This window comes from Aeromicrobium choanae (assembly GCF_900167475.1).
Classification (GTDB): domain Bacteria; phylum Actinomycetota; class Actinomycetes; order Propionibacteriales; family Nocardioidaceae; genus Aeromicrobium; species Aeromicrobium choanae.
In genome coordinates this window covers 436,679-449,707 of sequence record NZ_LT796768.1, presented here as the reverse complement: position 1 = coordinate 449,707, position 13,029 = coordinate 436,679, and the positions used below count along the sequence as shown (strand labels likewise).

At 70.1% G+C, this 13,029-nt stretch carries 12 protein-coding genes; 8 read left to right on the top strand and 4 right to left on the bottom strand.

Annotated features, from left to right (window positions below; all coding sequences use genetic code 11):
- Nucleotides 1-2: 2 nt before the first annotated feature.
- A complete protein-coding gene (gene holA / locus B5D60_RS16670; RefSeq protein WP_231948946.1) occupies nucleotides 3-980 on the top strand; it encodes a DNA polymerase III subunit delta in 978 nt (325 codons plus the stop codon).
- 50 nt (nucleotides 981-1,030) lie between these two features.
- On the opposite strand, the gene rpsT is transcribed toward holA, so the two are convergent.
- On the bottom strand, nucleotides 1,031-1,291 hold the full coding sequence (rpsT, locus tag B5D60_RS02140; protein ID WP_078698622.1) for a 30S ribosomal protein S20: 261 nt from the start codon (nucleotides 1,289-1,291) through the stop codon (nucleotides 1,031-1,033).
- A 145-nt stretch (nucleotides 1,292-1,436) separates the two neighbouring features.
- On the opposite strand from rpsT, the gene B5D60_RS02135 reads away from it, so the two are divergent.
- Nucleotides 1,437-1,778 (top strand): hypothetical protein, encoded by a 342-nt coding sequence (locus tag B5D60_RS02135; RefSeq protein ID WP_078698621.1) that lies wholly within the window; start codon nucleotides 1,437-1,439, stop codon nucleotides 1,776-1,778.
- 46 nt (nucleotides 1,779-1,824) lie between these two features.
- Nucleotides 1,825-3,684 (top strand): translation elongation factor 4, encoded by a 1,860-nt coding sequence (gene lepA, locus B5D60_RS02130; RefSeq protein ID WP_153302839.1) that lies wholly within the window; start codon nucleotides 1,825-1,827, stop codon nucleotides 3,682-3,684.
- A gap of 123 nt (nucleotides 3,685-3,807) precedes the next feature.
- Here lepA and B5D60_RS02125 read toward each other — a convergent pair whose 3' ends face one another.
- Nucleotides 3,808-4,743, bottom strand: coding sequence for a hypothetical protein (locus B5D60_RS02125; protein WP_078698619.1), 936 nt, complete (start codon nucleotides 4,741-4,743; stop codon nucleotides 3,808-3,810).
- A gap of 292 nt (nucleotides 4,744-5,035) precedes the next feature.
- Here B5D60_RS02125 and B5D60_RS02120 point away from each other — a divergent pair, with 292 nt between their 5' ends.
- The 5 genes from B5D60_RS02120 to B5D60_RS02100 are packed head-to-tail and all read left to right on the top strand — an operon-like array spanning nucleotide 5,036 to nucleotide 11,786.
- Nucleotides 5,036-6,871 (top strand): AMP-dependent synthetase/ligase, encoded by a 1,836-nt coding sequence (locus B5D60_RS02120; RefSeq protein WP_078698618.1) that lies wholly within the window; start codon nucleotides 5,036-5,038, stop codon nucleotides 6,869-6,871.
- A gap of 28 nt (nucleotides 6,872-6,899) precedes the next feature.
- On the top strand, nucleotides 6,900-8,015 hold the full coding sequence (hemW, locus tag B5D60_RS02115) for a radical SAM family heme chaperone HemW (protein WP_078698617.1): 1,116 nt from the start codon (nucleotides 6,900-6,902) through the stop codon (nucleotides 8,013-8,015).
- A gap of 40 nt (nucleotides 8,016-8,055) precedes the next feature.
- On the top strand, nucleotides 8,056-9,507 hold the full coding sequence (locus B5D60_RS02110) for a basic amino acid/polyamine antiporter (RefSeq protein ID WP_078698616.1): 1,452 nt from the start codon (nucleotides 8,056-8,058) through the stop codon (nucleotides 9,505-9,507).
- A gap of 22 nt (nucleotides 9,508-9,529) precedes the next feature.
- Complete coding sequence (locus tag B5D60_RS02105) at nucleotides 9,530-10,780, top strand: arginine deiminase (protein WP_078698615.1); 1,251 nt, start codon at nucleotides 9,530-9,532, stop codon at nucleotides 10,778-10,780.
- Nucleotides 10,773-11,786 (top strand): lysylphosphatidylglycerol synthase domain-containing protein, encoded by a 1,014-nt coding sequence (locus B5D60_RS02100; RefSeq protein WP_078698614.1) that lies wholly within the window; start codon nucleotides 10,773-10,775, stop codon nucleotides 11,784-11,786. Before B5D60_RS02105 ends, B5D60_RS02100 begins: the two co-directional genes overlap by 8 nt.
- Here the strand turns inward: B5D60_RS02100 and B5D60_RS02095 are convergent.
- Both B5D60_RS02095 and B5D60_RS16665 read right to left on the bottom strand, forming a co-directional pair.
- Nucleotides 11,773-12,606 carry a DUF3097 domain-containing protein gene (locus tag B5D60_RS02095; RefSeq protein ID WP_078698613.1) on the bottom strand — a complete coding sequence of 278 codons (834 nt, stop codon included), beginning with the start codon at nucleotides 12,604-12,606 and terminating at the stop codon, nucleotides 11,773-11,775. The two genes, B5D60_RS02100 and B5D60_RS02095, sit on opposite strands and share 14 nt — an antisense overlap.
- Entirely contained in the window at nucleotides 12,599-13,027 is a 429-nt protein-coding gene (locus tag B5D60_RS16665; RefSeq protein WP_153302838.1) for a hypothetical protein, read from the bottom strand. Before B5D60_RS16665 ends, B5D60_RS02095 begins: the two co-directional genes overlap by 8 nt.
- Between the last annotated feature and the right edge of the window lie 2 nt (nucleotides 13,028-13,029).

Below are 13,029 nucleotides of genomic sequence, written 5' to 3'. Positions count from 1 at the left end.
ACGTGGCGAACCCGTTCGGCAAGATCCTGCTGGTCACCGGCAACTCCGAGTTCCTCTCCGACCGCGCCAAGCGCCAGGCCGTGGCGCAGGTCCGTGAAGCCGCTCCCGAGGCCGAGATCGCCCAGACCGTCGCCTCGGCCCTGGCGCCCGGCGAGTTCACGGCCCTCACCAGCGCCTCGCTGTTCAGCCAGGCCACCGCCGTGGTCCTCACCGACCTGCAGGACCTGGGCGAGCAGGTCGCCGGCGAGCTGCTCCAGTACGCCGCGTCGCCGTCGGACGACACGGCCGTCGTGCTCGTGCATGGCGGGGGAGCCAAGGGCAAGGGCCTGCTCGACAAGCTGCGCAAGTCCGCCGCCGTCTCCGAGGTCTCCCAGCAGGCCCCGAAGTACGAGCGCGACCTCATCGCCTGGGTGCGCCAGGAGGCCCGCACGCTCGGCCGCGCCATCGACGACGAGGGTGCCGCCCTGCTCGTCGCGGCCGTCGGCTCCGACCTGCGGTCGCTCGCGGCCGCCGTCGACCAGCTCGTCACGACGCTCGGCGAGGGGGAGCGGCTCGACGCCACCGTGGTCGGCCGCTACTTCGGCGGCCGGGCGGAGGTCCGCGGCTACGAGATCGCCGACGCCGCCCTCGACGGCCGGCTCGACCTCGCTCTCGAGCGGGCGCGGTGGGCCGAGGCCGCCAAGGTCGCCCCGCTGCTGATCACGGCCGCGCTCGCCTCGGGGCTGCGGCAGCTGGCCCGGGTCGCCACGGCCGATCCCGGCCTGCGCGACGCCGACCTGGCGCGCGAGGTGGGCGCACCGCCGTTCAAGATCCGCTCGCTGCGCCAGAGCGCTCGCGGCTGGAGCGAGGCGTCGCTGCGCCAGGCGCTCGACGCCGTCGCGCACGCCGACCTGCAGGTCAAGGGCGGCTCGGCCGAGCCCGGCCACGCGGTCGAGCGAATGATCATCGACATCGCCGTGGCGCGCGCCCGAACGTCGTAGGGAACGCGAAGACGCCCCGCACCATCAGGTGCGGGGCGTCTGCGTGAAGATCAGAGCGAGGCGGCCTTCTTGGCGATCGCGGACTTGCGGTTCGCGGCCTGGTTCTTGTGGATGACGCCCTTCGAAGCAGCCTTGTCGAGCTTCTTCGCGGTGTCGGCGGCGAGGGTCTTGGCCTCGTCGGTGTTGCCGGCCTCGACGGCCTCCTGGAAGCGGCGAACGGCCGTCTTCAGCGCGGAGCGCACGGACTTGTTGCGCTCGCGAGCGGCCTCGTTCTGCCGGTTGCGCTTGATCTGCGACTTGATGTTCGCCACGGCAAACCTGTTCTTTCGTCGTTCCGGTGATGAGAAGTCTTGGTCGCGCCCGAGCCCGTCGTACGGTGGGCTGGACACGCAATCGTCAATGCTACCAGCGGGAGCGCCCGGTCCTCAAATCCGCTCCGTCTCGTACGCTCGGGTCGTGCAGCTCTTCTACGACATCCTCGTCTGGGTCCACATCGCGTGCTGGGTCGCAGCCCTCGTCCTGTGGGCCATGTCGCTCCGCGCTCCCCGCGTCCCCAAGGGCATGGCGCACGCCGTCGCCACCGCCCTGGTGATCGGCATCGTGCTCACCGGAATCGGCTCGGCCAGCGAGGCCGTCCACGACCCCAACAACGCGAAGGTCGGCGTCAAGCTCGTCATCGCGGCGGTCGCCACGGCGCTCGCGTTCATGAAGCAGAAGCTGCCCGCCCCGAACCCGTGGGGCCACGTCGTCGCGGCCCTGGTCGTGGTCAACGTCGTCATCGCGTACGCCTGGCGATGATCGTTGGTCACGACCTGTGCGCAGGTCGTGGACAATGGACCTCACCATGACGCGCTCCACTCCTGCCCCCACCGTGGGGTCGACTCCGCCCGAACTGCTGCGGAACTTCTGCATCATCGCGCACATCGACCACGGCAAGTCGACCCTCGCCGACCGGATGCTCCAGCTCACCGGCGTCGTCGACGAGCGCGCCGCCCGCGCGCAGTACCTCGACCGGATGGACATCGAGCGCGAGCGCGGTATCACGATCAAGAGCCAGGCCGTGCGGATGCCGTTCACCAAGTCCGACGGTGACGACGACGGCACGACGTACATCCTCAACATGATCGACACCCCGGGGCACGTGGACTTCACCTACGAGGTGAGCCGGTCCCTGGAGGCGTGCGAGGGCGCGATCCTGCTGGTCGACGCGGCGCAGGGCATCGAGGCGCAGACGCTGGCGAACCTGTACCTGGCGATGGACGCCGACCTGCACATCATCCCCGTGCTCAACAAGATCGACCTGCCCGGCGCGCAGCCGGAGAAGTACGCGGCCGAGATCGCCGGGATCATCGGTGGCGAGCCCGACGACGTGCTGCGCGTCTCGGCCAAGACGGGCCAGGGCGTCGAGGCGCTGCTGAACCTCATCGTCGACGAGGTCCCGCCGCCCCAGGGCGACCCCGACGGCCCGCCCCGCGCGCTGATCTTCGACTCGGTCTACGACACCTACCGCGGCGTCGTCACCTACGTCCGCGTGGTCGACGGCAAGCTCAGCCACCGCGACCGGATCAAGATGATGTCCACCGGCGCGGTGCACGAGATGCTCGAGGTCGGCGTCATCAGCCCCGAGCCCGTGAAGGCCGACCACCTCGGCGTCGGCGAGGTCGGCTACCTCATCACCGGTGTGAAGGAGGTGCGTCAGAGTCGCGTGGGCGACACGGTGACCTCGGCCACCAAGCCCGCCGCGGAGCCGCTGAGCGGCTACCAGCACCCGAACCCGATGGTGTTCTCCGGCCTGTACCCGATCGACGGCGACGACTTCTCCACCCTGCGCGACGCGCTGGAGAAGCTGCAGCTCAACGACGCCGCGCTCGTCTACGAGCCCGAGTCCTCCGGCGCGCTCGGCTTCGGCTTCCGCATCGGCTTCCTGGGCCTGCTGCACCTCGAGATCGTGCGCGAGCGGCTCGAGCGCGAGTTCAACCTCGACCTCATCTCGACCGCGCCGAACGTGGTGTACCGGGTGAAGCTCGAGGACGGCAGCGAGCACACCGTCACGAACCCGAGCGAGTACCCGAACGCCGGCAAGATCTCCGAGGTCTACGAGCCGATCGTGTCCGCCACGATCCTGGCGCCGTCGGACTACATCGGCACGATCATGGAGCTGTGCCAGGCGCGCCGCGGCCAGCTCGGCGGGATGGACTACCTGTCCGACGACCGTGTCGAGATCCGTTACACGCTGCCCATGGGCGAGATCATGTTCGACTTCTTCGACGCGCTGAAGTCGCGCACGAAGGGCTACGCCTCACTCAACTACGAGCTGTCCGGCGAGCAGGCCGCCGACCTGGTGAAGGTCGACATCCTGCTGCAGGGCGAGCCCGTGGACGCCTTCAGCGCCATCGTGCACCGCGACAGCGCGTACTCCTACGGTGTCGCGCTGGCCGGAAAGCTCAAGGAGCTCATCCCGCGCCAGCAGTTCGAGGTACCGATCCAGGCCGCCATCGGCGCGCGGATCATCGCCCGCGAGAACATCCGCGCGATCCGCAAGGACGTGCTCGCCAAGTGCTACGGCGGCGACATCAGCCGCAAGCGCAAGCTGCTGGAGAAGCAGAAGGAGGGCAAGAAGCGCATGAAGATGGTCGGCCGCGTCGAGGTCCCCCAGGAGGCGTTCATCGCCGCGCTCTCCACCGGCGACTCCAAGCAGTCCTGAGTCGGGCGCGGGGCGACAGCCGCCGACCCGCCCCTCTCCACTTTTGGAAGCGGATTCACGCGGTTCTGACCTCCCGAGGTGAATCCACTTCCAAAAGTGGAGGAAAGCGGAGGGCGGCACGAGTCAGCCCTTCGGTGACCGAGTGAGCTCCTCGAGCTGCCACGGTGCGAACCGTGGCGGAGGGCCCGTGTAGCCACGCGAGACCATCGAGCGCCAGACGCGGCCGATGAGGCTGGCCGGCCGTTCGAGGTCACTCGAGACCAACACGATCACGAGCCAGCCGGCGGCTTCGAGGGCTTCGCGTCGCAGGATGTCCTTGTGCCGCTGAGCCGCTGAGCGCTCGTGGTACCAGCCGTCGTACTCCAGGACGATCCGCCAGGGCCGAAGGACGAGATCTCCGCACGCGAGATGCGCGCCGGTGTCATCGAGGAGGTCGAGGTTGACCTCCGCCTCGGGCAGGCCCGCCACAGCCAGCAGGAGCCGCAGGTCGGTCTCCCGGAACGACCAGACGCGCTCGCGGACGCGGCCCGCGTTCATCCGCGAGCGGCGCACGCCGTGGAGGTGCCGACCCCAGGCGTACGCCGCGAAGTGCTCGGGCGTCGTCAGGCCGGCGGCGACCAGGGCGTCCGCGATGCGAACGATGTCCCGGTGGCTCAGCGTGATCGCCGCGTCGACCAGGCAACGGTGAGCCGGCAGGACCGGAATCCCGTCGAGCACCACGGGTCGCAGGGGCGCCTGCCTCCGGTGCAGTGCAATGCCCGCGAGGCTTCGCCTGGTCGTCGAGTTGGTCGACCAGTGACGGGTGGCGTGTCCCAGTTCGACGCCGTGCAGCTGGAGGCCGGTGACGTGACTGACGACGGCATCGGCGGGCATCACGAGCCGGTCGGCGCGGAGCAGGAACCGCAGGTCGCGGGGCTCGCCGGACACGGCCCACACGCCACGCCCGCGGTGAATCCGATCGAACCGCGGCCCGTCGAGCATGCGTCGCGTGACACCGGCCGCGAGCGCCTCCGCGGTGGTGAACGCCCGTCCTCGAAGCTCGTCCGGAACATCTGCCATCGACCGAGAGTCGTCCTTGTCGAGCCGTCGCCGACAGGTTCCGGACGGTGCCTGTGGACGCCCGAACTCGCGGGTGCGGGCCTGTGGACGCCACTTTTGGAAACGGATCAACGTCCTCAGCCCTGAATCACGTGAATCCGTTTCCAAAAGTGGCAAGGGAGCGTTCGGATGGCACGGGCGGCGGGGCCGTCTCGCGCCCGGGTCGATTTCGTGACTGTTCGGTAACGAGGCCCTCCGCGCGTATAGGGTGACGTGCATCACACGCTTGCCGACCGTCCCCGGGAGAACTCCAATGGCTGTTTCCGAAGCCGACCAGCTCTTGATCGTCCAGAACCGTGCTCGCAACGTCGGCGAGCTGTTCTTCGGCCGCGTCGAGGCCTCAGGGCCTCGCGAGGCGTTCCGCTACCCCGATGCCGACGAGAACTGGCACTCGCTGACCTGGAACCAGGCGGGTGAGCAGGTCACGAAGCTCGCGGCGGGCCTGGTCGCCCTGGGTATCGAGCCCGAGGAGCGGGTCGCGATCGCGTCCGGCACCCGCATCGAGTGGATCCTGTCCGATCTCGCGATCAACGCCGCGGGCGCGGCCACCACCACGGTCTACCCCAGCACCGTGACGACCGACGTCGTCTACATCCTGTCCGACTCCGAGAGCCGCGTCGTGTTCGCCGAGGACGACGCCCAGATCGCGAAGCTGCGCGACGGTCGCTCCGAGCTGCCGCAGGTCATGAAGGTCGTCGCCTTCGAGGGTGAGACCGACGGCGACTGGGTGATCTCGCTGGAGGAACTGATCGCCGAGGGCGAGAAGTACCTCGCCGACCACCCCGGCGTCGTCCAGGAGCGCGTCGCCGCCACCGGCCCCGAGTCGCTGGCGACCCTGATCTACACGTCTGGCACCACCGGACGTCCCAAGGGCGTCCGCCTCGTCCACGACTGCTGGACGTACGAGGGCGCCGCCGTCGCCGCTCCGGGCCTGCTGACGATCGACGACCTCGAGTACCGCTGGCTGCCCATGGCGCACTCGTTCGGCAAGGTGCTGCTCACGACGCAGCTCGCCGTCGGATTCCCGTGCGCCGTCGACGGCCGCGTGCCGAAGATCGTGGAGAACCTCGCCGTCGTGAGGCCCACGTTCATGGGCGCCGCGCCGCGCATCTTCGAGAAGGCCTACGGCCGCATCGTCGGCATGATGGAGGAGGAGGGCGGCGCCAAGCTCAAGCTCTTCCACTGGGCCGAGCGCGTCGGCCTGCAGAAGTCGCGACTGGAGCGGGCCGGAAAGCCCGTGCCGCTGCCGCTCAAGGCGCAGCACGCCGTCGCCGACAAGCTGGTCTTCTCCAAGGTCCGCGACCGCTTCGGCGGCCGGGTCCGCTTCTTCATCTCCGGTGCCGCGGCGCTGTCCACCGACATCGCCGAGTGGTTCCACGCCGCGGGCATCCTGGTCCTCGAGGGCTACGGCCTGACCGAGACCTCGGCCGGCGCCGTCGTCGGCCACCCCGACGACTTCCGCATCGGCACGGTCGGCCGCCCCTTCCCGGGCACCGAGGTCAAGATCGCGACCGACGGGGAGATCCTCATCAAGGGCCCCGGCGTCATGCGTGGCTACCACAACCTCGAGTCCGAGTCCGCCTCCGCGCTGGTCGACGACGGCTGGCTCGCCACGGGCGACATCGGCGAGTTCGACGCCGACGGCTACCTGCGCATCACCGACCGCAAGAAGGACCTCTTCAAGACGTCGGGCGGCAAGTACGTCGCGCCGTCGCACATCGAGGGCGCGTTCAAGGCGGTCTGCCCGCTGGCCAGCCAGATGGTGGTCCACGGCAACGACCGCAAGTTCTGCTCGGCGCTCATCACGTTGGATCCTGACGCCGTCGACGCCTGGGCCGCGAACCACGGCATGGAGGGCAAGTCCTACCAGGAGATCGTCTCGTCGCCGGGGATCCAGCAGCAGATCGCCCAGGACGTCGAGGAGCTCAACGCCAAGCTCAACCCGTGGGAGACGATCAAGAAGTGGGCCGTGCTGGACCACGACCTGTCGATCGAGTCCGGTGAGATCACGCCGAGCATGAAGGTGAAGCGGCGCGTCGTGGAGGACCGCTACTCCGACGTCCTCGACGGCTTCTACGCCGGGGCCTGACCGCGGGGCCGCCCCGTACGCTGGGGGCGTGGCGTTCGGCATCTACCTGCACGTGCCGTTCTGCTCCGTGCGGTGCGGCTACTGCGACTTCAACACGTACACCGCCGACGAGCTCGGCGGGCCCGACGTCGTCGGCGCCTCCCGCTCCACCTACATCGAGGCGGCGCTGAGCGAGCTGGCTCGCGTTCCCGAGCGCACCGTGGACACGGTGTTCGTGGGCGGCGGCACGCCGTCGCAGGTGCCCGCGGCCGACCTCGTGCGCTTCCTGCGTTCCGTCGACGACCGTCTCGGTCTCGCGCCGGGCGCCGAGGTCACCACCGAGGCCAACCCCGACAGCGTCTCGCCTCAGTCCCTGGCCGAGCTGCGCGAGGGCGGGTTCACCCGGATCTCGTTCGGCATGCAGTCGGCCGTGCGGCACGTGCTCTCGGTGCTCGACCGCACCCACGATCCCGAGCGCGTCCCGCAGGCCGTCGCGTGGGCGCGCGAGGCAGGCTTCGAGCAGGTCAGCCTCGACCTGATCTACGGCACGCCGTCGGAGTCGATGGACGACTGGCGTCACACCGTCGAGTCGGCCCTGGAGATGCAGCCCGACCACATCAGCGCCTACGCCCTGATCGTCGAGGACGGCACCGCGTTCGCCCGCAAGGTGCGCCGCGGCGAGGTGGTCATGCCCGACGACGACGAGACCGCCGACAAGTACCTGCTGGCCGACGACCTGCTCGAGGCCGCCGGGCTGCGCTGGTACGAGCTCTCGAACTGGGCCCGCGACGAGGCCGCGCAGTGCCGTCACAACGTGGGCTACTGGAACGGTGGCGAGTGGTGGGGCGTCGGCCCGGGCGCCCACTCGTTCGTCGACGGCGAGCGCTGGTGGAACGTCAAGCATCCGGCCGCCTACGCCCAGCGCCTCGCCGCGGGGGAGTCGCCGCGTGCCGACGGCGAGCGGCCCGACGCTCAGGCCCGCCACCTCGAGGACGTCATGCTGCGCATCCGGCTGGCCGAGGGGATCGAGCCGGCACTGCTCGGCGACGTCGCGCCGTTCATCGCGGCGGGCTGGCTCGAGCCGCTCGGCGACCGCGTCGTGCTCACGCGCTCGGGCCGGCTGATGGCCGACCGCGTGGTCCTGGAGGCCGTCGGCGGCGAATAAGGCCTGTTCGGCGCCCACCGCGCTGCGCTAGGTTCGCATCATGGCTGATGCTGACGTCACCACCGCCCAGGGCGGGACGGCCGCCAAGGTCAGTCGTCCGGTCCTGACCGCGATGGTCATCGGCTCGATGGTCGGGGCAGGGGTGTTCTCCCTCCCGGCCCGTTTCGGCACGGCCACCGGCGTCGCGGGCGCCCTCATCGCGTGGACCATCGCCGGCACCGGCATGCTCATGCTCGCGTTCTGCTTCCAGACCCTCGCGATCCGCAAGCCCGAGCTCGACTCGGGCGTGTTCATCTATGCGAAGGCGGGCTTCGGCGACTACGCCGGCTTCAACTCCGCGGTGGGATTCTGGGCCAGCACGATGGCGGGCAACGCGTTCTACTGGGTCTTCATCACTGCCACGCTCGGGGCGTTCTTCCCCGACTTCGGCGACGGCGACACGCTGCTGGCGGTCGCGCTGTCGACGGCCGGGGTGTGGATCTTCCACTTCCTCATCGCCCGCGGGGTGCGCGACGCGGCCGTGATCAACCGGATCGTCACGATCTTCAAGATCCTGCCCATCCTCGTGTTCATCGTGGTCCTGGGCGTCAACTTCGACGCCGGCACCTTCCGGGACAACTTCTTCGCCTACGACGACCTGGGCTCCATGTCCGAGCAGGTCAAGAACACGATGCTCATCACCACGTTCGTCTTCATCGGCATCGAGGGCGCCAGCGTGTACTCCCGGTACGCGCAGCGACGCGAGCACGTCGGCCAGGCCACGGTGCTCGGCTTCCTCAGCGTGCTGGCGATCTTCTCGCTCGTCACGATGGTGTCCTACGGCGCCTTCGGGCAGGCCGAGATCGCGGGGACGCGGCAGCCGTCGATGGTCGGGCTGTTCGAGCAGACCGTGGGGCCCTGGGGCGAGTGGTTCATCAGCGCCGGGGTCATCGTGTCGGTCCTGGGTGCTTACCTCGCGTGGACGCTCATGGCCGCGGAGGTCGCCTTCATCCCCGCGCGCAGCAACGACATGCCGCGCTTCTTCGCCCGGGAGAACGCCGCCGGCACGCCGATCACCGCCCTCATCGCCACCACCGTCGGCGTCACGGTGCTGCTGGCGGTGACGCTGTTCGTCGAGGACTCGCTCAACTTCATGCTGGACCTCACCACGAGCCTCGCGCTCGTGCCGTACCTGCTGGCGGCGGCGTACGCGCTCAAGCTCACCCTGAGCGGCGAGACGTACGAGGCGCAGGACTCCTCCGCGCGGCGCAAGCACCTGGTGTTCGCCGCCGTCGCCTCCGCCTACGCGATCTTCCTGTTCTTCGCGGCGGGCCTGGAGTTCCTGCTGCTGTCGTGCCTGCTCTACGCGCCCGCCGCGGTGCTGTTCGTCATCGCGCGCCGGGAGCGCGGCCTGAGCGTGTTCACCCGCGCCGAGCTGGCCCTCTTCGTGGTCATCGTCATCGGCGCCGTGATCGCCCTGTACCAACTGCTCACCGGTGGGATCATCGTGTGAACCCACGTTCCGAAGGAGTCTCATGACGCAGCCCTCCGACGCCTACGGCGTCCACTCCGAGGTCGGCCGCCTCCGCAAGGTGCTCGTCTGCTCGCCCGGACTGGCCCACGAGCGGCTCACGCCGTCGAACTGCGACGACCTGCTGTTCGACGACGTCCTGTGGGTGCAGAACGCCCAGCGCGACCACCAGGACTTCGTCGACAAGATGCGCGAGCGCGAGATCGACGTGGTCGAGCTGCACGACGTGCTCTCCGCGACGATGGCCGACCGCACCGCCCGAGAGTGGCTGCTCGACCGCAAGATCGTGGCGAACGAGGTGGGGATCGGCCTCGTGGAGGAGACCCGTGGCTACCTCGACGAGCTGCCGGCCGACGAGCTGACGAAGTTCCTCATCGGCGGCCTCTCCACCCGCGACCTCCCGCGCGAGCTCGCGCCGGGCTACCGCGCCCTCGTCCGCGAGGCGCACGGCGGCCACGAGTACCTTATGCCTCCGCTGCCGAACACGCTCTACACGCGCGACACCACGTGCTGGGTGCACGGCGGCGTGACGCTGAACCCGCTGTACTGGGCCGCCCGCAAGGACGAGACGCTCCTGATGAAGGCGATCTACGAGTTCCACCCCGACTTCGCCGGGTCGAAGGTCTGGTGGGGCGACCCCGAGGAGAACTGGGGGACCGCCACGGTCGAGGGCGGCGACGTCCTGGTGCCGGGCAACGGCGTCGTGCTGGTCGGGATGAGCGAGCGGTCGTCGCGCCAGGGCATCACCCAGCTGGCGAAGGCGCTGTTCGACCAGGGCGCGGCCGAGAAGGTCATCGTCGCGGGCATGCCCAAGCTGCGCGCGGCCATGCACCTCGACACGGTCTTCACGTTCGCCGACCGTGACGTCGTCACGATCTACCCCGAGATCGTCAACACGATCCACGCGTTCACGATCCTGCCCGGCGACGGACTGCCCGGCATCGAGGTCATCGACCACGAGGACGCGCTGTTCGTCGACGTCGTCGCGCAGGCCCTCGGGGTGGAGAAGTTCCAGATCGTCGAGACCGGCGGCAGCGAGTACGACACCGAGCGCCAGCAGTGGGACAGCGGCAACAACCTCGTCGCGCTGGAGCCGGGCGTCGTCATCGCCTACGACCGCAACACCCACACGAACTCGCTGCTGCGCAAGGCCGGCATCGAGGTGATCGAGATCGTCGGAGCCGAGCTCGGACGCGGCCGCGGAGGCGGGCACTGCATGACGTGCCCGATCATCCGCGACCCGCTCGATGCCTGACGCGACAGGAGCACGCCGCCGCTGGGTGCGGCTCGGACTGATCGTCGTCCTGCTGGCGGTCATCGTCGTGGTCATCCGCGGGCTCCTGGGCGACATCGACTGGGAGCAGGTCCGCACGGCGATCGCGAAGCTGGCGCCGTGGCAGTTCGCCGTCCTCGTGGGCGGGCTGCTGGTGCGTCAGTTCCTCAACGCCCTGCCGCTGGCGCTGTTCATCCCCGGCTGCCCACCGGTGCGGGCCATGCAGAACGACCAGGCGGCGATCCTCATGACCACGGTCGCACCGCCGCCCTCCGACGTCGTGCTGCGCCTGGCGATGTTCGGGTCCTGGGGGATCCCGGCTTCGGCGGGCCTGGCTGGCACCGTGATGAACACCGTGACGTTCTACGTGGTGCGGTTCGGCGCACCGCTGCTGGGGATCGCGCTGATGCTCGCGCTCGGCACGTTCCACCTCGGCGAGTTCGTCCCCGCCGTCGTGAGTGGCTCGGTCAGCGCGGCCCTGCTGGCCGTCGTGTGGCTGGCGTTCCGCGGCGAGGCGTTCACGGTGGGGTTCGCCCGCAGGCTGGCCCGGTTCGTCGGAAGGATGCGCAGCGGGGTCGACCCCGCTGCGTGGGCCGCCTGGGCCGCGGACTTCCGGGGCCGCGTCGTCGATCGCGTCCCGTGGGCGCTGCCGCGCTCGGTGCTCGCCCTCGTGGCGATGGTCGTCGTCGATGCGGCGCTGATCGTGGCCTCGCTGCGGTTCGTCGGGGTCACGGCGTCGGAGGTGCCGGCGATCGAGGTGCTCGTGGCCTTCCTCGTCGCCTACCCGCTGACGCTGTTCCCCTTCTCGGGCCTGGGCATCCTCGACGCGGTCGTCGTGGCGACACTGCTGGCGATCGAGGCCGGCGCCAACGAGGCCGAGCTCGTGGCGGGGTTCGTGATCTGGCGCACCATCACGATCGCGGGGCCGCTCGTGCTGGGGCTGCTCTCGGTGGGCCTGTGGAAGCTGCAGCTGCTCAGGGCAGGGTGACGAAGTCGATGAGCTCCTCGACGCGGCCCAGGAACGCGGGCTCGAGGTCGGTCCAGGAGTCGACGCGTCCGAGGATCGCCTTCCAGGCCCGCGCGATGTCGGCCTGGTCGTCGTGCGGCCAGCCCAGGTGGGCGCAGATGCCGCGCTTCCACTCGATGCTCCGCGGGATCGTGGGCCACGCGTCCATGCCGAGTCGCTGCGGCTTGATCGACTGCCACACGTCCACGTAGGGGTGGCCGACCACGAGCAGGTGCGGCACGTGCGCCACCTCGTCGGCGAGGCGCTGCTCCTTCGAGCCGGGCACGAGGTGGTCGACGAGCACGCCGAGCCGGCGCTTCGGACCGGGGGAGAAGTCGCGGACGATCGCCGCCAGGTCGTCGATGCCGTTGAGGTACTCCACCGCCACGCCCTCGGCGCGCAGGTCGTCGCCCCAGACCTTCTCGACGAGCTCGGCGTCGTGGCGGCCCTCGACGTAGATCCGGCTGGGCAGCGCGACCTTCGCCCGGGTGTCGGCGGCGATCCGCGAGCCCGAGGCCGTGCGGGTGGGCGCCGCCTTGCCCTTCGGCGTGGGCGCGACCAGCACGACCGGCTTGCCCTCCATGAGGAAGCCGGGGCCGAGCGGGAAGACCTTGCGCCTCAGGCGCCGGTCCTCGAGCTCGACGGTGCCGAGGTCGCGCTCGACGCGCATGATCTCGCCGACGAAGCCCGTGGAGGCCTCCTCCACGACGAGGCCGGTGTCGGCGGCCAGCTCGGTGGAGCGGCCGCGGGCCGGCCGGCGCCAGTCGCCGGACAGGACGTCGGAGCCGTACCGGTCAGCCATGGCCGAACCACACGCCCAGGAGTCGCTGGTGGAAGTCCTCGATCTCGTCCTTCGTGCCGCTGTCGAGGGTGTCGCGCACGATCAGCCCGATCGCCAGGTCGACCGCCGCCGGCCAGCTCTCGGGCACGGTGGCGGGGATCTCATCGGTGACCAGCGCGCCCAGCGCGACCTCGGGGGCGTGGCCCGGCCGGGTGGCCACCATGACGAGCTCGCCGCCCTCGGGCCCGTGGCCCAGGTGGCTGACCTCGACGAAGGCCTCGCCCACGGCGCAAGCCCAGACCGCGGCCATCGTCCCGCCGCGCGACTCGTGCGCGACGGTCGTCCCGTCGGGCGCCGTCACGGCGTAGGGGGTGTAGACGAGCACCTGGTCGCCGTCGGCGACCTCGATCGCGCCGTCCGGGCGCACGGAGACCTCACTCACCC